The sequence below is a fragment of the Paractinoplanes rhizophilus genome (assembly GCF_042664765.1).
GTDB classification, from domain to species: Bacteria; Actinomycetota; Actinomycetes; order Mycobacteriales; family Micromonosporaceae; genus Actinoplanes; species Actinoplanes rhizophilus.
In genome coordinates, this window is record NZ_JBHTBJ010000061.1 from 1 (window position 1) to 17,269 (window position 17,269).

Annotated in this window: 17 protein-coding genes, 1 tRNA gene and 1 pseudogene; 9 read left to right on the top strand and 10 right to left on the bottom strand. The window is 69.8% G+C overall.

Going from position 1 to position 17,269, the window contains the following annotated elements:
- Nucleotides 1-97, top strand: a pseudogene (locus ACFQS1_RS40720) (IS982 family transposase); the annotation flags it as partial.
- A 128-nt stretch (nt 98-225) separates the two neighbouring features.
- Here ACFQS1_RS40720 and ACFQS1_RS38070 read toward each other — a convergent pair.
- Complete coding sequence (locus ACFQS1_RS38070; protein WP_378977468.1) at nt 226-1,551, bottom strand: helix-turn-helix domain-containing protein; 1,326 nt, start codon at nt 1,549-1,551, stop codon at nt 226-228.
- Nucleotides 1,552-1,720: 169 nt separating this feature from the next.
- Between ACFQS1_RS38070 and ACFQS1_RS38075 the strand changes: the two genes are divergently transcribed.
- Both ACFQS1_RS38075 and ACFQS1_RS38080 read left to right on the top strand, forming a co-directional pair.
- Entirely contained in the window at nt 1,721-2,506 is a 786-nt protein-coding gene (locus ACFQS1_RS38075; RefSeq protein WP_378977470.1) for a DapH/DapD/GlmU-related protein, read from the top strand.
- A gap of 35 nt (nt 2,507-2,541) precedes the next feature.
- On the top strand, nt 2,542-3,687 hold the full coding sequence (locus ACFQS1_RS38080) for an acyl-CoA dehydrogenase family protein (protein WP_378977472.1): 1,146 nt from the start codon (nt 2,542-2,544) through the stop codon (nt 3,685-3,687).
- Between the two features lie 64 nt (nt 3,688-3,751).
- On the opposite strand, the gene ACFQS1_RS38085 is transcribed toward ACFQS1_RS38080, so the two are convergent.
- From ACFQS1_RS38085 to ACFQS1_RS38095, 3 genes are all read right to left on the bottom strand, one after another.
- Nucleotides 3,752-4,225: an NUDIX domain-containing protein gene (locus ACFQS1_RS38085; protein ID WP_378977474.1), complete on the bottom strand. Its 474-nt coding sequence runs from the start codon at nt 4,223-4,225 to the stop codon at nt 3,752-3,754.
- A gap of 96 nt (nt 4,226-4,321) precedes the next feature.
- Complete coding sequence (locus ACFQS1_RS38090) at nt 4,322-5,422, bottom strand: tyrosine-type recombinase/integrase (RefSeq protein WP_378977476.1); 1,101 nt, start codon at nt 5,420-5,422, stop codon at nt 4,322-4,324.
- 488 nt (nt 5,423-5,910) lie between these two features.
- Nucleotides 5,911-5,985: transfer RNA gene (locus ACFQS1_RS38095), tRNA-Lys, on the bottom strand.
- A gap of 298 nt (nt 5,986-6,283) precedes the next feature.
- On the opposite strand from ACFQS1_RS38095, the gene ACFQS1_RS38100 reads away from it, so the two are divergent.
- A complete protein-coding gene (locus tag ACFQS1_RS38100; protein ID WP_378977478.1) occupies nt 6,284-6,625 on the top strand; it encodes an STAS domain-containing protein in 342 nt (113 codons plus the stop codon).
- A gap of 125 nt (nt 6,626-6,750) precedes the next feature.
- Here the strand turns inward: ACFQS1_RS38100 and ACFQS1_RS38105 are convergent, their stop codons facing one another.
- A complete protein-coding gene (locus ACFQS1_RS38105; RefSeq protein WP_378977480.1) occupies nt 6,751-7,434 on the bottom strand; it encodes an MBL fold metallo-hydrolase in 684 nt (227 codons plus the stop codon).
- A 154-nt stretch (nt 7,435-7,588) separates the two neighbouring features.
- On the opposite strand from ACFQS1_RS38105, the gene ACFQS1_RS38110 reads away from it, so the two are divergent.
- On the top strand, nt 7,589-8,866 hold the full coding sequence (locus ACFQS1_RS38110) for a cellulose-binding domain-containing protein (RefSeq protein ID WP_378977482.1): 1,278 nt from the start codon (nt 7,589-7,591) through the stop codon (nt 8,864-8,866).
- Nucleotides 8,867-8,925: 59 nt separating this feature from the next.
- Here the strand turns inward: ACFQS1_RS38110 and ACFQS1_RS38115 are convergent, their stop codons facing one another.
- Entirely contained in the window at nt 8,926-9,759 is an 834-nt protein-coding gene (locus tag ACFQS1_RS38115; protein WP_378977484.1) for a TetR/AcrR family transcriptional regulator, read from the bottom strand.
- Between the two features lie 40 nt (nt 9,760-9,799).
- Here ACFQS1_RS38115 and ACFQS1_RS38120 point away from each other — a divergent pair, with 40 nt between their 5' ends.
- Nucleotides 9,800-11,575, top strand: coding sequence for an FAD-dependent monooxygenase (locus ACFQS1_RS38120; protein WP_378977486.1), 1,776 nt, complete (start codon nt 9,800-9,802; stop codon nt 11,573-11,575).
- Between the two features lie 356 nt (nt 11,576-11,931).
- Complete coding sequence (gene sthA, locus ACFQS1_RS38125) at nt 11,932-13,335, top strand: Si-specific NAD(P)(+) transhydrogenase (RefSeq protein WP_378977488.1); 1,404 nt, start codon at nt 11,932-11,934, stop codon at nt 13,333-13,335.
- A 1-nt stretch (nt 13,336) separates the two neighbouring features.
- On the opposite strand, the gene ACFQS1_RS38130 is transcribed toward sthA, so the two are convergent.
- Complete coding sequence (locus ACFQS1_RS38130; RefSeq protein WP_378977490.1) at nt 13,337-14,155, bottom strand: L,D-transpeptidase family protein; 819 nt, start codon at nt 14,153-14,155, stop codon at nt 13,337-13,339.
- A 158-nt stretch (nt 14,156-14,313) separates the two neighbouring features.
- On the opposite strand from ACFQS1_RS38130, the gene ACFQS1_RS38135 reads away from it, so the two are divergent.
- Together ACFQS1_RS38135 and ACFQS1_RS38140 are read left to right on the top strand one after the other, a co-directional pair.
- Nucleotides 14,314-14,964, top strand: coding sequence for a CGNR zinc finger domain-containing protein (locus ACFQS1_RS38135; protein WP_378977492.1), 651 nt, complete (start codon nt 14,314-14,316; stop codon nt 14,962-14,964).
- A 53-nt stretch (nt 14,965-15,017) separates the two neighbouring features.
- Nucleotides 15,018-15,791: a zf-HC2 domain-containing protein gene (locus ACFQS1_RS38140; RefSeq protein ID WP_378977494.1), complete on the top strand. Its 774-nt coding sequence runs from the start codon at nt 15,018-15,020 to the stop codon at nt 15,789-15,791.
- Nucleotides 15,792-15,948: 157 nt separating this feature from the next.
- Here ACFQS1_RS38140 and ACFQS1_RS38145 read toward each other — a convergent pair whose 3' ends face one another.
- From ACFQS1_RS38145 to ACFQS1_RS38155, 3 genes are all read right to left on the bottom strand, one after another.
- A complete protein-coding gene (locus ACFQS1_RS38145; protein WP_378977496.1) occupies nt 15,949-16,182 on the bottom strand; it encodes a hypothetical protein in 234 nt (77 codons plus the stop codon).
- A 53-nt stretch (nt 16,183-16,235) separates the two neighbouring features.
- Nucleotides 16,236-16,694, bottom strand: coding sequence for a large conductance mechanosensitive channel protein MscL (gene mscL, locus ACFQS1_RS38150; RefSeq protein ID WP_378977498.1), 459 nt, complete (start codon nt 16,692-16,694; stop codon nt 16,236-16,238).
- A gap of 96 nt (nt 16,695-16,790) precedes the next feature.
- The gene (locus ACFQS1_RS38155) at nt 16,791-17,144 is read right to left on the bottom strand and encodes an STAS domain-containing protein (protein ID WP_378977500.1); all 354 of its coding nucleotides are present in this window, start codon (nt 17,142-17,144) and stop codon (nt 16,791-16,793) included.
- Nucleotides 17,145-17,269: the final 125 nt, after the last annotated feature.

Consider the following 17,269-nt stretch of genomic DNA (forward strand, 5'->3'; position numbering starts at 1 on the left):
CATCGCCCAACGCCTACTCGCCATGACCGCCGCGATCTGGCACAACCACAAAACCGGCCAACCGGTCACCCGCAGCCTGATCGCCTACGACCACTGACCCAGCTCAACCCAGTCATCACTCGTCTAGTCGACCGCCGGCTCGTTCTGGACGCGGTCGAGAAGGTGGCTATCACCAAACCCGAAAGGTCAGAAGCGACTCCGTCGGCGGCATGACGTGAGCCGTGCCTACGCGACGCCGATCCGGGCGGCGAAGTCGCGGACGCCGGAAAGGCCATGGCCGGCCGGGGCGGACAGCAGGTCACGGGTGAGTTGCTGTGACCAGGGCCGGTAGCGGACTTCCTCGGGTACGTCGCGTTCCGCGGCGAGCAGTGTCTCGAACGCTGCCGTCGGCCGGCCGCGGCCGTGCAGCGCGAGGGCGGTGTCTTCCCAGTAGCGGGCGCGGCGTTCGGCGTCGGTGATCGAGCGGGGGTCGACTTTGCGGGCGTGGTCGACGGCGGCGCCGTAGTCGCCGAGCTTGCGGGCGATGCCGATGCGGTAGACCGCGAGTTCGGTGGTGTTGAACCGGGTGGCGGGCCCGGCCGCCTGCGCCGGTTGTTCGGCTTCGGCGAGCAACGTCCAGGCGGTGTCCCGGTCGTCGCGGATCGCCGCGGTGTAGGCGGCGACCGCGAGCAGCTGCCCGTACATGGCGTGGAAGGACGTCCCGGTCTCCGCGCCGGAGGTACGCAGTTGGTCTGCGGCGTCGAGGACGAGTTTCTGGGCGCTGCCGCGGTGGTCGACGCGGCGCAGGATGGTCGCGGCGAGTCGCTGGCTTTCGGCCATGATCAGCGGATCGTTGCCGGCCCCGGCGGCCTGTACTGCCCGGTCGGCGGTGGCGCAGGCGAGGCCGTTGTCGTAGAGCTTGGTGAGCAGCTGGGTCGCGACGCCGTACGCCTCGGCGAGGCGTTGTGCGGCGGCGGCCTGTTCGCCGACGGCCGCTGCGGAGCGGCCGGCTTCGGCCTGGGCGAGCAGTCGCGGTAGGCGACGGGCGAGCCGGGTGTAGCGGGTGGCCCGATAGTCGGCGCGGGCGGCGGCGATCTGGGCGGCCAGTTGCGGGCCGGGCAGCGGTTCAGCGGTGTGCCGGCTGAACAGCACGTCCTCGATCGTGGGGCCGGTCGGTGCGGCCGGAGCCGGGCTCGCCGGCAACGCCGCGGCAGCGCCGACGACGGCTGCGCCTGCAAGGAAGTTGCGTCGGTGCACGGTGCCGCCTCCTCCGTCCACGGTTGCGGCCAGAGTAGACCCGCCGGCGTGCCCAGGTGCGGTTGCCAGGCCGAACAACTCCACCGGTACGTCGTACAGGTCAGCCAGCGTACGCAACTCGGTGACGTCGCGGATGGCCCGGCGCCCGCTCTCCAGCCGCGACAAGGTCGACGTCGAGTAGCCGCCCGCCGCGCCGAGCTGTTCCAGGGTCAGGCCGGCGGCGAGGCGGGAGAACCGCAGGATCGTGGCGTAGTCGCGGGCCTGGACTGCCTGCTGGACCGCCGGGTTCGCGGTCCACTGCGCGGGTGCGGTCACGGGAGGCTCCGTTCATCGCACGGGAGTTTCAGCGTGACCGGCAAGTTGCAGATCACGCAACCCGCTTGCACGGAACGTGACATACCTTCAGCAGTGCGTCGGCCGAAGGTGCACTGGATCCAGAGCTCGCCTCACCACCTCCGGCGGGCACCGACACAAGGGAGTCACGATGACGCACCCAACCACACCCGCCAAGCCGATCACCGCGGCGCAGCTCACCCAAGCCGGACTGCTGCGGATCGGGACCGGCTGCCGCCTGCACCCCACCACCGTGTTCATGCCCGCCGACCTGCAGGGAACCCAGCGGCCGATCGTGCTCGGGGAGCAGGTCACGGTAGGCGCCTACACCGTGCTGCACGGCGGCCTGACCATCGGCGCCCACGCCCACGTCGGTCACCACACCATCCTCGGCGAGCCCGAGTACGGCTACGCCGTCCGCGAGTCCTACCCCGGCTCCGGCGCCGACACGATCATCGGCGAAGGAGTGATCATCCGCGCCGGCGCGATCGTCTACGCCGGCACCACCATCGGCGACGACACCACAATCGGGCACCACACCCTGCTGCGTACCGGCGTCTGCGTCGGCGCGGGCAGCCAGCTCGCCGCGAACCTCACCGTCGAACGCGGCACCCGCATCGGCTCCGGCGTGCGCTGCTCGCCCGGCTCGCACCTGACCGCCGACACCGTCGTCGGCGACCACGCGTTCCTCGGCGCCGGCGTCCGCACGATCAACGACAAGCAACTGATCTGGCGCGACCCTGACCAAGAGATGCCGCTGAGTCCGCCGATCTTCCAGGCGGGCTGCAAGGTCGGCACCGGCGCCATCGTCCTGTCGGGTGTCACCGTCAACTCGGGCGCGCTGGTCGGCGCCGGCTCGGTCGTCACCCGCGATGTCGCCGACAACACGATCGTCTACGGCGTCCCCGCCGCCGTGCACGGGCGGGTGACCCGGTGAACGCCTTGGCATGGCTGGAGCCACTGCGTAGCAGCGTGCCTGAAGTCGACGCCGCGGCGTGGGCCAGCCTCGAGCGTTTCGACGCGGCCCTCGACGAGTTGCACCCGGCCGCGCCCGGCAGGAGCGACGCCGCCGCCTGGTCGACGTGGCTGCTCGGGCTGCGCCGTGAGCTGGCCGCCCGCGGACACCATGCCCCCGCCGGCCCAGCTGGCCCGCTGTGGCATTGCCTCGCCCAGTTCCTCGCCGGTGCCCGGGACCTCGATCTGCGCGACTGCACCGGAGACGGGCACGGCGCGATCGTCCTCACCCACGCCCCCGCCGGCACCGCCCGCGCATGGCGGCAGCAGTTGCGCGCCGGCGAGCTGATCGGTATTGCCGCGACCGAACGGCACGGCGGCTCCCGCATCCGCGAGATCAGCGCCCAGGCCCGCCTCAGCACAGGCGGTCGGTGGCTGCTGACCGGCGAGAAGTGCTGGGTATCGCGGCTGACCGAGGCCGCCGCGTTCGTCACCTTCGTCCGTGACCCCGACGGGCGCATCAGCGCCGTACTGGTCAACGCCGACGACCCGCACATCGAACGGGACGTGATCGAGCCGTTCGGGCTCGGCGGCTGGGGCTGGGGCGTACTACGCCTGCACGAGGTGCCCATCGACCCCGCCACCGCGCTGCTCGGTACGCCCGGCTCCGGGCTGGACATCTTCCGCCAGCACTTCACTCGCTTCCGGCCCCTGGTCACCGCGACCGCCCTGGGCACCGCCGCCGGCGTGCACCACCTGGTCACCGACGCGCTCGCCGCCCGCCGCGACGTCGGCGACCTGCCCCGGATCCGCGACAACGCGCTGATCACGCTCGGCCGTGCCCACGCCGAGATCACCGCAGCGCTGCTCGCCGCATTGACCACGACCCGGCTCGCCGCCGCCGGCCACCCGGCGGCCGGGCTTTACGCCCGGCTCGGCAAGGCCGTCGGCGTGGATGCCGCCGTCCGGGCCGTCACAGAGCTGGCCCCGTTGATCGGCGCGGCCGGATACCAGCGCAGCCACCCCGTGGCCAAGGCCCGCGCCGACCTCACCGGCCTGCTCTACGCCGACGGTATCCACGACAGCCTCTACCGCTCCGGCGGCACCAGCCTGCTCACCGCCCCCGCCACCAGCCGGACAGCACCACTGGCGGCGGCTGTCTGACACAAGGCAAGGCACCGCAGCAGGCTCCGTGGCCCGTCGCGCACGAAGCCTGCTGCGCAGGCGGTCAGGCTATGAAGAACCCGTTCTCCAAATACACCACCGTGCCCTCGGCCTGGGCCTTCAGCGCTGCGGTGATCCGCCGGGCGAGCAGTTCCGACAGCCGCTCTCCGGCCTCCTGGTCGGTGCACCACGCCCAGCTGCGCAACTCATCGGCCGGCAACCGGATCTGCTCGGTCTGCGACGATGTCAGCACCCCACCGTCGAACACCAGCATCAAACCCTCGGTACGGTCCGGCCGCGGCGGCACCCAGTCGACCACCAACAACCGGCCCGGCTGCGTCGGCAAGCCGAGCTCTTCCGTGAGCTCCCGCACCACTGCCGTATAGGGAGACTCATCGGCCTCGACCGACCCACCCGGAATCTCCCAGTACGGCTTGTACGTCGGCTCGACCAGCAGCACCCGACCCTGACTGTTGGTCAGCAACGCGCCAGCGCCCATCCGCTTACGCGGCAACGAGGCAGTGAAATCGTCGGTCACCGCGCCAGGCTAACCGCCGCCTGTCGCTGTCACAGCACTGCTCGTCACTCGTCAGCGTGAGCCGCGCGCCCGAGAATACGGTTACTGCGCGAACTATTACGCTTGTGAAGCGGCACCTAGATTCATCCTTAAACGGGCATGCGACCGGAGTAGCTCCGCCGTCGCTGCGACCGCCCGGTGCGCCAGTTCCCGGAACACCGTCCAATAGGTGTCCGCCGTGGTCACCGCGCTGGAGTGGCCCAGGTCTTGCTGGATCACCTTCAGCTCGACTCCGGCCGCGCCGGCCAGGCTGGCCGCGCCGTGACGCAGGTCGTGCAGCCTGACCGGCGGCAGCCCGAGCTTGCGGACCAGGAAGTGGAAGCGGTGCGTGAGCCAGTCCGGCCGGATGGGGCGGCCGTTCGGGTGGGTGAACAGGTAGTCGTGCGGGTTGCGGTCGGGACCGGCGAGCCGGTCCCGCTGCCACTGGCGCTGCTTGCGCAGCAGTTGGTTGGTGAACTCGTCCAACGCCAGCGTTCGCACGCCGGCGGCGGACTTCGGCGGCCCGAGGTGCATCTTGCCGTCGACGATCATCAGTTGCCGTTGCACGCTGAGCTCGCGGTAGACCACGTCCAGGTCGGTGCCGCGTACCGCGACGGCTTCGCCGCGTCGTAGACCGCGCAGGGCGATCAGCCACCACAGCGGGAACAGCGGGTCCTCCCGGACTCCGTCGAGGAACTTCGCGACGTGCTCGACCTCCCAGATCGCGACCGGCGGCTTGGCGCCGGTGGCCCGCCACAGCTTCTCCCGCTCCCTGGTCCAGGCCACCGCCAGCGGCCGGGCACCCCGCGGCAGGCGTAGCCGCCACGCCGCATTCGTCGAGACCAGGCCCTGCCGGCGGGCCTCGCTCAGCGCGCTGCGCAGCACCGCGACCACCCGGTGGACCGTGCCCGGCGCGATCAATCTGCCGTCGGCGATCTCCTGCCGGCTGATCGTGTCGACCGCCCGCTGCACGGTCTTGACCCCGCGGCGGCCGTCCAGGTCCGCCACCCGGAACCGGCCCAGCCAGGGGATCAGATGCGCGCGGACGACCGAGCGGTATGCCCGCAGCGTCGACGGCCGCAACCGGTCCTCAGACAACGACAGCCAGTACTCCAGCCACCGCTTCATCGTCCAGGTCTCGGCCATCGCGTCCGGGCCGTCCAGCTCGAGGACCTCCACCAAGCCCTGCTCAGCCGCGGCACGGGTCAGGAACCCACCCTCACGCAGCCGTTTCTGTCGGCCGTCCGGGCCGGGTACGTGCGCGTCGTAATACCAGCGGCCGTGCCCCTGCTGGCCACGCCGCGGGCACTGCGCGCCCAACTGCCGACCCGTCTCCGGCGACCGGCACGCACACCGCGGAAACACCGTCCCGTTGCTGTTAGCAGCCCTCATGACCACCACCCGCCACGGGCGCGGTCCTGCCAGCCGGCGCCAACGCCGACCGTGTTCAGATCGTTGACCAGGGAAGATTCAACATCACTTCTGTAGATCAAAATTTCCCATTTCTAGCAAAATGCCAGAGAGGAGAACTTTCAATCCTTAAGTTCTTGGTTCGAGTTCCCGTCGGTCCACCACAGCCAGGTCATGTGGGGCTTGACCGTGCCCCACACGTGCCTCACATCGTCCACTCGGGATGTTGATGTCAGGCTATATTTCCTGGTAAACCATGGTGGGCCGCCGGGGACTCGAACCCCGAACCTAAGGATTAAAAGTCCTCAGCTCTGCCATTGAGCTAGCGGCCCGCGATCACAGACTACCTGCGCCCCTCCGCGTTGCCGATCAGGTATCCACTCCTTACCCGTTTTAGCTGGTCAGCACGTTCCCGCGCGCCTTCTCAAAGGCAGCGCCAGCCCGCCCAGGGCGGGTGGCCTCCTCCCCTCCAAACAGGACTTTTGCGAAGCGGCGCGCCCTGGCCGGCGAGAGTCACGAAGACCTCGACAGGCGGCGATCTGAGTCTTTTGTTCACCTGGTGAATGTCTGATCGACGCCGTGCCGTCGCCCGAATAGGCTGTGCCGCCCGGGTTGACGGAAGGTGGACCGATGTCAAACTTCGCGGTCGGCGTCCGGTCAGAAGCTGACGGGAGCCTTGTGATCCACCCCCACGGCGCCCTGGACGCCGACTGTGCCGTGCAGTTCCGGCAGACGCTGGTGCACGCCGTCCGCAAGCTGCGCCCGCTCCGTATGATCGTCGATCTGGTCGAGGTCACCGCGATCGACCCGATCAACCTGGGCACGCTCGCGGCGCTCTGCGATCTCGCCGATGATCATCGGGTCGCGGTATTCCTCCGGAACGCGACGCCCGGTCTCACCGGCGAGCTACGCGCGGCCGGCGTCCCGCCACAGCGGTTCGGAAACGACGGCGTGCGGCTGCGAACCGCTTGACGTCCGGCTTCTGGCCGTCTGAATAAACCCATATTCCGTACGGCGTTTTCCAGCCCCCAACCGCAGAGGCGGCAGTTTCCCCGCCGCATTTCCGCGATCCGGTGCCGGGCAAGGCCGTTGCGCGCTCAAGCTCCTTGCAGGGTCGCGGCGTACTTCCGGAAACGGTCCACCGCGCGGCCACTGACTGCCGCGCCGTGGCCGAAAACAGCGTGCTCGAACTCGTACGACGCCAGCTTGACCACGCTGCGGTCCATCTCGGTCAGATCGGCCGCCGCGGCCCGCGGCGCGCTGGTCACCTCGCCCTTGCGCCCGGCCGCCGCGTCGCCCGCGAACAGCACCCCGCCGGCCCGGTCGAGCAGGAACGCGACGTGCCCGCGGGTGTGCCCGGGCGTATGCAGCGCCGTGAAGCCGGGGATCGGCTCGGACTCGTCCACCGTGATCAACTGGTCGATCTTGGTGGGTTCGGCGTGCATCATCCGCCGCGCCATCCGGGCCAGCAGCTTCTTCGGCGCCGGCGGCCGGATCGCACCGGTGATCACCGGCGCGTCGGCGGCGTGGGCGAAGACCCGTGCGCCCGAGCGGGTGCGCAGATCCGCGACGTTGCCGGTGTGGTCGAAGTGGTGGTGGGTGAGCAGGATCGAGCGCACCTCGCCGAGGGGGCGGCGTATCTCGCGCAGCGCCTTCTCGATCCGGGCGGCGCGGCGGGGCAGCCCGGTATCGATCAGCACCACGCCGTCGTCGGTCACCACCAGGTGCACGTTGACGAAACCGAGGCCGAGCTCGAAGACGCCGTCGACTACTTCTCGCACCGGGTCATTATGCCGCTTCGCGGTGTGTGGCCCCTCGCGCGGCCGCGAATCTCCGGGTATTGCATTCGCTCTCGTCAATATAAGCTGGGCCCGGAACGGTGCCACGATCTCGCATTCCGAGGGCTGTCAATCCTTCATGCCTTGAGGAGCTTCCATGAGACGTCGCGCCGCGTGGGCTCTCGCCTGCGTATTCGTCGCGTTCTCGATCGTGGGTGTGCTGAAGCCGGCGTACGCGGCGGTGGGTTGCCGCGTCGCCTACGCCTTGCCGAGCCAATGGCCGGGTGGTTTCCAGGCCGCCATCACCGTCACCAACCTCGGCGACCCGCTCGACGGCTGGACGCTGGGCTTCACCTTCCCGGACCCGTCGCAGAAAATCAGCCAGGGCTGGAGCGCCACCTGGACCCAGTCGGGTCAGTCCGTCGCCGCGGTCGCCACGAGCTGGAACGGCTTGATCGCCAGCGGCGGAACGGTGAGCGTCGGATTCACCGGTACCTTCGGGTCGGCCAATCCCGTTCCGACGACCTTCTCGATCAATGGGATCTCGTGCGTCGGCTCTACCACGCCGACCACCGCACCGACCACGTCACCCACTGCACCGCCCACCTCGCCCCCTGCGCCGACCACCTCGCCCACTCCGCGGCCGACCGCCTCACCCACCACCAGCCTTCCTCCCGCCGGCGATGTCTGGAATCCGCCGTCGAGCTTGGCGCAGCCGCTCGCCGCGGTCTGGTCCCACGAGGAGCAGACATACGGCGACCTGTACGGCTTCAAGAACTACGGGTGGGACCAGCTCTTCGCGGGCGGCGGCGCGATCAACTACTGCGTTCGCTGGGACTCCGCCGCCCACGTCACCGCCGCCCAGCGGGACGCGGTCGCGGCCGCGCTGCAACGGCAGTACCAGAAATGGATGAATCAGATGCTCGACAACGGCGTGGCCTGGAACAACTGGCCCTACCAGCAGGTGCCGGTGAAGGTCGTCGGCTGGGCCGTACGCGATCGGACTCAGCTGGAATGGACCGACACGTCGGTCGATATCTACGTCAACAACATCCGTGAGAACGCGCCGCAATGCGCCGAGCCGTGCGGCCGCTTCTTCCACCAGGACGGCAATTACTCGGGCTGCCCCGGCGGCGCGTCGCACCACTATGACCACTCCCTGTGGCTAACCGCCGGCTTCGGCGGTGGCGCGGGAGGCGACTGGGGTCAGCGCATCGGCTCCGAGTACTTCATGAGCAACCTCACCGTCGACAACATCCATATTTTGCTGCACGAAATAGGGCATACGTACGGCCTGGACGACTTCTACGACTGGGATCCACTGCCCGGCCAGGGCTTCCTCATGAAGGCCGGCAGCGCCACGTCGATCACCGAGTTCGACAAATGGATGTTCCGAGACTTCTGGCGCCACTTGAAGTCCCGGTACGGCCGCTGATCGCGTCCGGTGCAACGGCCGCCGGCACCTTTGTCGGCGGCCGCTAGCACCCCTGCGCCTCAAGCTGGGCGATGAGCGCGGACGATCAGGTCGGCGGTCTCGGCGGCGATCGTGTGAAGCCGTTCGGCGGTGAGGTGCTTCGTCCCGTATGCGGAGGCCATACGTCCCTCGGTGATCAGCAGATAGGCGAACTGGCGTGCGGCTCGGGCGGGGTCGGGCACGTCGAGGACGCCGGACTCGTCCCAACGACGGAGGTAGGCAGCCGGCTTCTGATCGATGAACGGCTCGGCGCCGTCGCCCCAGTGGGCGCTGAGCTCGGGGTGGTTTCCGATCTCGGCGATCGTGAGGCGGTGCAGCGCGGCCACGGTCGGCGACAGTGCCGCCGCCAGGACTCGCTCGCCAATCCCGGTCAGCACCGTCGCCGGATCGTCCCGCGCGAACGTCCAGTCGCCCTTGTCATGGCCGGCGTCCACCCGATCGGCCGTGGCTGGATCGCCCGGCGCGAAGGTCCAGTCGCCCTTGTCATGGCCGGCGCGCATCTGATTGGTCGTAGCCGCATCGTCCCGCGCGAACGCCCGGTGGCCCTTGTCATGGCCGGCGGCCACCTGATCGGCCGTGACCGCGCGCTGATCGGTCGTGACCGCGCGGGCTGCAGCGACGGCGGCGAGGAACAGCGTCTGTTTGTCATGGAAGTGGCGGTAGACCGTCTGCTTCCCCACCCCGGCCACCGCGGCGATCTCGTCGACGCTCGCGGCGTAGCCGGAGTGGAGGAACGTCTCGATGGCGGCCTCGAGAATGGCCTGCCGCTTGGCTTGGGAGGGAACGCCAGTCACAAAACCAATCCTACGCCATCTCTGGACGAGACCGTCTCGTCTCGCTATGGTCGAGACCAAGACGAGACCGTCTCGTCTCAACATAAAGCGGGGGTGCGGCATGGAAGCGGAAGTCGTCGTGGTGGGTGCCGGGCCGGTGGGGCTGCTGCTCGCGGCCGAGTTGGCGCTCGCCGGGGTGCGCCCGATCGTGCTGGAGAGACTGGCCGAGCCGAGCGATCAGCCCAAGGCCCGCGGGATCGGCCCGCTCGCCGCCGAGGCGCTGCGCCGCCGTGGCCTGGGTGCCGAGCTCGACCGCGAGCACGAGCACGGGCTGCGAAAACTCGAGCGTGACCACGGCACGACGAGGTTTCACTTCGCCTGGATTCACAAGATCGATCCCATCGCGGCCGACCCGGGTCGCCGCGGCGCGCTGATCGGGCAGCCGGCGCTCGAGGCCCTGCTGCGTCGACACCTGCAAGACCTCGGGGTCGAGGTGCTCTTCGGCCACACCGTGACAGGTCTCGAGACCGCCGCCGGTGTCGGCCTGGATCACCCGCTGGGTGTCGGTCCGGATCTCCGGCCGAGTGTCGCTCCGGCTCTCCGGCTGGGTGCCGGTCCGGCTCTCCGGTCGGGTGCCCCTGGCGAGCCGGGCATCGGTGACGGCGTCAGCGGCAGCGTGCTGACCGTCGACACGCCGACCGGTCCGCGGCGGATCGCGGCCGGATATGTGGTCGGCTGCGACGGCGGGCGTAGTGCCGTGCGCAAGCTCGCCGGTTTTGATTTCCCGGGCACGCCGCCGTTGATGACCGTCCGGTTCGCGCGGGCCGGCGTGGTGGGGTCACTTCCGGCGCCCGGCCGGCTGGCGAACGGCACGCTGTTCCACGGCGACGGCCTGGTCGCGACCTACGACTTCCTCGACACCGAGCCCGATCGGTCCGCGCCGCTGACTGCCGAGGAGATGCGGGCGAGCGTCCACCGGGTGACCGGGGTCGACGTGGAGATCACCGAATTCCAGGGCGGCATGCGCTTCACCGATCAGGCGCGCCAGGTCGACTCCTACCGCCGAGGGCGCACGCTGCTGGCCGGCGACGCCGCGCACGTGCACTCGCCGAACGGCGGCCAGGGCCTCAATCTCGGCCTGATGGACGCCATGAACCTGGGCTGGAAGCTCGCGGCCGCCGTCCACGGCAACGGCACGCTGCCCGATCCCCACGGCGCGCTGCCCCATACCTACGACACGCTGCTCGACAGCTACGACGCCGAGCGCCGGCCGGTCGGCGCAGCCGTTCTCGCCAACACTCGCGCCCAGTCGGCATTGCTGGTGCCCGGCCCCCACGTCGACGCGCTGCGTGACGTCTTCAGCGACCTGATGGATCTGCCAGAGGTCAACCGGCACCTGAGCCGCCTGCTCTCCGGTGTCACGATCCGCCACGAGATGCCCTACCCCGCCACCCATCCGCTCACCGGCATGGCGTGCCCGCCACTGACGGTCGACGGAGTCCCGCTGGAGGAGCTCACCACCGACGGGCACGCGCTGCTGCTGCACCCCGACGCCGAAGGCATCCAAACGCTGCTGCGCCCCGACGCCGAGGGCATCCAAGCGCTGCCGCGCCCCGACGCCGAGGGCATCGCCAGCGGCCGGGTCAAGGCCGTCACGGCAAAAGACCTCGGCGACGACCGCTTGGCCGCCGTACTCCTCCGACCAGACGGCGTGATCGCCTGGGCGGCCGCGCCAGGCGACGACCTCCGGCGCGCCCCGGGCGGCGACTCTCAGGCCGCGCCGGGCGACGACTCTCAGGCCGCGCCAGGCGACGACTCCGACCTGGAGGGCCTGCGGCGCGCTCTCGACACCTGGTTCCGCGGATCGCGTCAGTCGACCGCTCACGCCGCGGCCTGATCGGAGGCGGGTGCCATGCCCCATCGTCCGGCTTGCCTATCGGTCCGGCGTGCGGAAGCGTCCACTGCGGTTTGCCCTGTCCACCACCTGCTCGCTCGGCTTCTCGTGGGCCCGGGCCCGCCCCCCGGCGAGCGAATGAGCAGTGAGCGGTTCTCCTGATGGCCGCCCGGCGCCGCGCCGCGAGATCAAGGCGCGGATACCGTGGGACGCCGTGAGATCGAGACGCGAACACCGCGGAAAGCGGCGAAGGCAAGACGCGAACACCGCGGAAAGCCGGGCGGCCATGGCGGGAAACCGTGGAAAAAGCTGACGGCGCCCATGGACTGCCGTGCGCGCGGGCTGCGACGCTAAGCGATGTGTATGACTACGACCTGTTGGTGCTGGGCTCCGGGCCCAGCGGGCAGAAGGCCGCGATCGCCGCCTCCAAGCTGGGGCGGCGCGTTGCCATAGTGGATCGCCGCGACATGATCGGCGGCGTCTGCATCAACACGGGCACGGTGCCGTCCAAGACCCTGCGTGAGGCGGTGCTCTACCTGACCGGCCTGAGCCAGCGTGACCTGTACGGCTCGAGCTACCGGGTCAAGGACGAGATCACCGTCGCCGACCTGGCTGCCCGCACCCAGCACGTGATCAGCCGGCAGACGGACGTCATCCGCAATCAGCTCTCCCGCAACCACGTGCAGATGATCACCGGCGTCGGGCGGTTTGCCGACGCGCATTCGATCTACGTCGATGGTGGCAGTGGGCGGGAGAACAAGGTCACCGCGGATAAGATCATTATTGCGGCCGGCACTCGGCCCGCGCGGCCGGACAGCGTGGACTTCGACGATCGCACGATCGTCGACTCGGATGGCGTCATCAATCTGCAGGCGGTCCCGCGCAGCATGGTCGTGGTCGGCGCCGGGGTCATCGGCATGGAGTATGCGTCGCTGTTCGCTGCCCTCGGCACCAAGGTCACCGTGGTCGAGCGGCGGGAGAAGATGCTCGACTTCTGCGACGACGAGATCATCGAGTCGCTCAAGTACCACCTGCGCGACCTGAGCGTCACCTTCCGCTTCGGCGAGGAGGTGGCGGCGGTCGAGCGGCATGCCACGGCCGCCCTCTGCATCCTCAAGAGCGGCAAGAAGATCGTCGCCGACACGGTCATGTACTCGGCCGGCCGGCAGGGGCAGACCGACGACCTCGCGCTCGAGGCCGCCGGGCTGGTCGCCGACCGCCGTGGCCGCATCGAGGTCGACGGCAACTACCGCACCGCGGTCGACAACATCTACGCCGTCGGCGACGTGATCGGCTTCCCGGCGCTCGCCAGCACCTCGATGGAGCAGGGCCGCCTGGCCGCCCACCACGCCTGCGGCGAGCCGGTGCGCGAGATGGGCCAGCTGCAGCCGATCGGCATCTACACGATCCCCGAGATCAGCTTCGTCGGTAAGACCGAGGACGAGCTGACCGACTCGTCGACGCCGTTCGAGGTGGGCATCGCGCGATACCGCGAGCTCGCCCGCGGCCAGATCGTCGGCGACTCGTACGGCATGCTGAAGCTGCTGGTCGCCCCGGACGACGGCAAGCTGCTCGGCGTGCACGTCTTCGGCACCGGCGCCACCGAGATCGTGCACATCGGCCAGGCTGTGATGGGCTGCGGCGGCACGGTCGACTTCCTGGTCGACGCGGTCTTCAACTACCCGACGCTGTCGGAGGCGTACAAGGTGGCGGCCCTCGACGCCTCCAACAAGATCCGCAACATCACCCGGATCGACGGGTGAGTCAGCTGCGGTAGACCCAGACCTTCGTCTTCAGCGGCATCTTGCCGGTCGACCAGATCCAGTTGATCGCCGCGTTCGACACCCGGGCGCAGCCGTGCGAGGCCGGGTAGCCCGGGATGCTGGGCGACCCGTGCACGGCGATGCCGCCGTTGAAGTATTTCGGGCGGTAGAGGTCGCCCAGTGGGCCGTGCCGCATGCCGTCGATCTGCCGGCCGACCTTGAAGTGGCCGGTCGGGGTGTCGGCGAGGTAGGTCTGCCCCTCGTACTCGTAATGCTGGTTCGAGCCGGTCGAGGTATTGAGGGTGGCCACCACCGCGCCATCCTTGACGAACATCAGCAGCTGCTTCTTGAGGTTGATCTCGACGAGGTAGCCGCTGCCGGCCTTCGACTTGGCCTTCGGCCGTACGCCGTCATCGAGCGCCTTCTGGGTCTTGGGCCCGACGGTGCCGTCCCGGCCGATGCCCGCCGCCTTCTGAATCGCCAGGACCGCCTGCTGGGTGCTGCCGCCGAACTTGCCGTCGGCCTTGCCGTTCCAGTACCCGAGCTCGGTGAGCCGCTGCTGCAGCGCCAGCACCGCTGCGCCCTTCGAGCCGATCTTGAGCTTTTGCGGCTTTGCCGGCGCCGTCGTGGGCGGCGGCGTGGTGGGGGTCACGCTGGGCGACGCCGTCACGCTGGGTGACGAGCTGGGCTCCGTGGAGAGCGAGGGGAGTACGGATGGAGCCTGCGCTCCCGTCTCCGGGGCGTCGCCCGAACCGCACCCCGTAGCCAGCGTGATCGTCGCAGCCAGCGCGACCGCCAGCGTAAGAGCCCTGCGCACCATTCGCTCCTCCCGTCCCACCAGAGATCATTGCCGAAAACGTCTCATGATGACCAGTGGACGGCGAATGAGACGGATTCGCATCCCGATCGTGACCGACCGTGGCAAGACCGAACGAGTGGTGGACGCGGACACCGAAAAGAGTCAAGTACCCTTCGGCTATGTCATGGATGGCCAGCGCCCGGCACGGCGTACGCGAAGCCCCCGCCGGGCTCGCGCTCGTGCAGGAGCTGCTGAACACCCGGGCGACCCTGCACTACGGCTCCGACCTGCTGGTGACCGCCGACGACGCTCAGCGCTGGCTGACCGAGGCGCTCGCCACCTGGTCGCGGGTCTCCGGCCTGCCGGCGCCGACGCTGCTCATCTCGACGTCCGATCTGCGCTCGCTGCGCCGCCTGCGCACCACGTTCGAAAACGTGATCCTCGCCGCCGGCAAGGAGGGCCTCCTCGACGGCGCGCTCCCGCCGGCCGACGTGCCGGTGAGCCTCGTGCCCGACGCCGATGGCTGGGTCCGCATGGTGCCGACCGGGCGCGGCACCCGCTGGCTGGCCTCCGCGCTGTGGGCCGAGGCGCTGCTCGCCCAGCAGGCCGGCTTGTGGCCGCGGCTCAAGCTTTGCCACAACGTCGACTGCCGGGCCGCGTTCTTCGACACCTCCCGCAACAACAGCGGCGTCTGGCACGACGTCTCCACCTGCGGAAACACCGCCAACCTGCGGGCGTTCCGGGAGCGCAAGCGGCTGATGGGCGGCAGCGGCGCCCAGCCCCACGGCGGCCGGCCGCAGCTCCCCGGCCCACCGCCCAGCCTGCGCTAGCGGGTCGGCGCCGGCGCGGGAACTTTGCGGGCCCCCCGCGCGACTATCGGTACATGGGTTGTGAGCGGTGGCGCGAGATGCTGTCTGCGCAGCTGGACGGCGAGGACGACCCGGCCGGCCGGCCGCTGGCCGACGAGCATCTGGCGGGGTGCGCGGCGTGCCGGGAGTGGCTCGATGCAGCGGCCAAGGTCAACAGATTGACGCGTACGGCGGTGGGCGTCGCCCCGGACCTCAGCGCGAGCATTCTGGCCGCCCTGCCGCCGGTCCCGGTCCGGAAGCGGAGGCGCTTCCCGCGGGCCGCCGCGCTCTACGTCGCGCTGGCGGGCGTGGGGGCGGTGCAGTTGATCCTCGGGCTGACCCAGGTCGGCGGGGGTTTCGCGGGGAGCCATGTGCACGTCGCCGGGCTGGACGCGACGCCGGGCCACCTGTGGCACGAGTCGGCCGCGTGGAACGTCGCGGTGGGCGCGGGATACCTCTTCATCGCGCTGCGCCGGTCGCGGCCGTCGGGGCTGGTGCCGATGCTCACCGCGTTCGTCGGGATGCTGCTGCTGCTCTCGGTCAACGACCTGACCGGCGACCGGGTCGACTCCGCCCGGCTGGTCAGCCACGGCTTCGTGATCCTCGGATACCTGCTGGTCGTCGCCCTCACGCGGAGCCCGGGCGGCTTCGCCGCGCCGCCGGGGGCGCGCAGCGACGGCTGGTCGGGCTGGCGGGCGCGTTTCGCCGACGACGAGGACGAGCCCACGGTCCTTGCCGCGAGGCCGGGCCTGCGCCTGGTGCCCCGCGGCCCGATGACCGCGGAGCACCGCCGCGACCGCGCGGCATAGACACCCGCACCGGGACACCCGCACCGGGGACGGCCGCACCGGGGACACCCGCACCGGGGACGGCCGCACTCGGTGGGACGCCGCCGCGGGACAGCCGCTCTCCGAGACAGCCGGCGCCGCCCTGGGGGCAGCGCCGCACTGAGGGCCGCGACGTCGATCAACGTGCCGGGGGCCGGACCGAGAGCTCTCGCCACTCGTCCGGCCCGGAGAGCAGCGCGCGCACGGTGTCGAGAGCGGCGTCCTCGCTGTCGTACTCGAAGAAGTGCGAGACGCCGTCGGCACCGCCCGCGCGCTGCTCGACATACCACTGGTCACCACTCACCCGCAGGTACACGTCCTTGCGGGCGATGCGGCCCCACTTGCCGTTCCACCAGTGTTTACGCTGCTCCATCCGGCTACTGTATAGAACATCTGTTCGAAGCGTACCCGGTCTGGTTGATCTTTTTAGCGCGGCGGGTCCTCACGGCGGTGGAGGATGTCGTTCACGGCGCTGCCCTGGGCGCCCGAGGCGGTGGCGTTCTGCGCCAGCAGGTCGCGGATCTGGGTGAGCAGCAGGATGTCCTCGCTCGGCGTCTGCGGCGGCGGCTCCTCGCCGCGCCGGCGGCGCTCGGCCAGCATGTTGAGCGGCATGACCACCAGGAAGTACAGCACCGCGGCGGTGATCAGGAAGGTGATGATCGAGTTGATGAAGGTGGCGTAGTCGAATCGGACGCCCCGCACCCGCCAGGTGCCGGCGCCGATGCCCTCACCGCCGCCGAGCAGCTGGATCAGCGGTTTGATGAAGCCATTGGTGAACGCGGTGACGACCGCCGTGAAGGCGGCGCCGATCACGATGCCGACCGCGAGGTCGACGACGTTGCCGCGCATGATGAAGTCTTTGAAGCCTTGGACCATTTTGCTCATGAGCACACTCCAGCACGCCGAGGCCGACTCCGGCGGCTGGTACCCGCCGCCGGTCCGCGACAAAATACGCCGACCGGGCCAATGCGGAAAGCGTGCCTAGTCGAGCGCCGGCTCCTGGGCGGCCACCGCCTCGTCGACCGAGGGATACGTGCGTAGCACCTCGACCAGCCCGCTCACCTCGAGGATCCGCAGCACCCCGCGCTGCGGCGCGGCGAGCCGGACGGTGCCGCCCGCGTCGTCGGTGCTGTTTTTCGCCCGGACGAAGACCGACAGGCCGGTCGAGTCGCAGAACGAGACCTCGGCCAGATCGAAGACCAGGCGGGTGCGCCCCTTTTCCAGCAGGTCACTGATCTGGTCCTGCAGCTGGGGCGCGGTGGCCATGTCGAGCTCGCCGGCCACCGACACGACGACCATGTCGGCGCGCTGTTCCGTTTGTACCGTCAGGGACATTCAGGACCTCCAGGTATGTGCTGAACGGTACTCCAGGTCATGTCTGATCGGCAGGACGGGGCGCTCGGTTTGTGACCTTGCGGCTTTAGTTGGTTAACAGCAACTATTGCACCGGCCGATGGTAA

Bases quoted from the DNA above. Each gene is read 5' to 3' on its own strand.
- ACFQS1_RS38075 (WP_378977470.1), top strand. From the start codon at position 1,721: ATGACGCACCCAACCACACCCGCCAAGCCGATCACCGCGGCGCAGCTC.
- ACFQS1_RS38100 (WP_378977478.1), top strand. From the start codon at position 6,284: ATGTCAAACTTCGCGGTCGGCGTCCGGTCAGAAGCTGACGGGAGCCTT.
- ACFQS1_RS38110 (WP_378977482.1), top strand. From the start codon at position 7,589: ATGAGACGTCGCGCCGCGTGGGCTCTCGCCTGCGTATTCGTCGCGTTC.
- ACFQS1_RS38120 (WP_378977486.1), top strand. From the start codon at position 9,800: ATGGAAGCGGAAGTCGTCGTGGTGGGTGCCGGGCCGGTGGGGCTGCTG.
- ACFQS1_RS38130 (WP_378977490.1), bottom strand. From the start codon at position 14,155: ATGGTGCGCAGGGCTCTTACGCTGGCGGTCGCGCTGGCTGCGACGATC.
- ACFQS1_RS38135 (WP_378977492.1), top strand. From the start codon at position 14,314: ATGTCATGGATGGCCAGCGCCCGGCACGGCGTACGCGAAGCCCCCGCC.
- ACFQS1_RS38140 (WP_378977494.1), top strand. From the start codon at position 15,018: ATGGGTTGTGAGCGGTGGCGCGAGATGCTGTCTGCGCAGCTGGACGGC.
- ACFQS1_RS38145 (WP_378977496.1), bottom strand. From the start codon at position 16,182: ATGGAGCAGCGTAAACACTGGTGGAACGGCAAGTGGGGCCGCATCGCC.
- mscL (WP_378977498.1), bottom strand. From the start codon at position 16,694: ATGAGCAAAATGGTCCAAGGCTTCAAAGACTTCATCATGCGCGGCAAC.
- ACFQS1_RS38155 (WP_378977500.1), bottom strand. From the start codon at position 17,144: ATGTCCCTGACGGTACAAACGGAACAGCGCGCCGACATGGTCGTCGTG.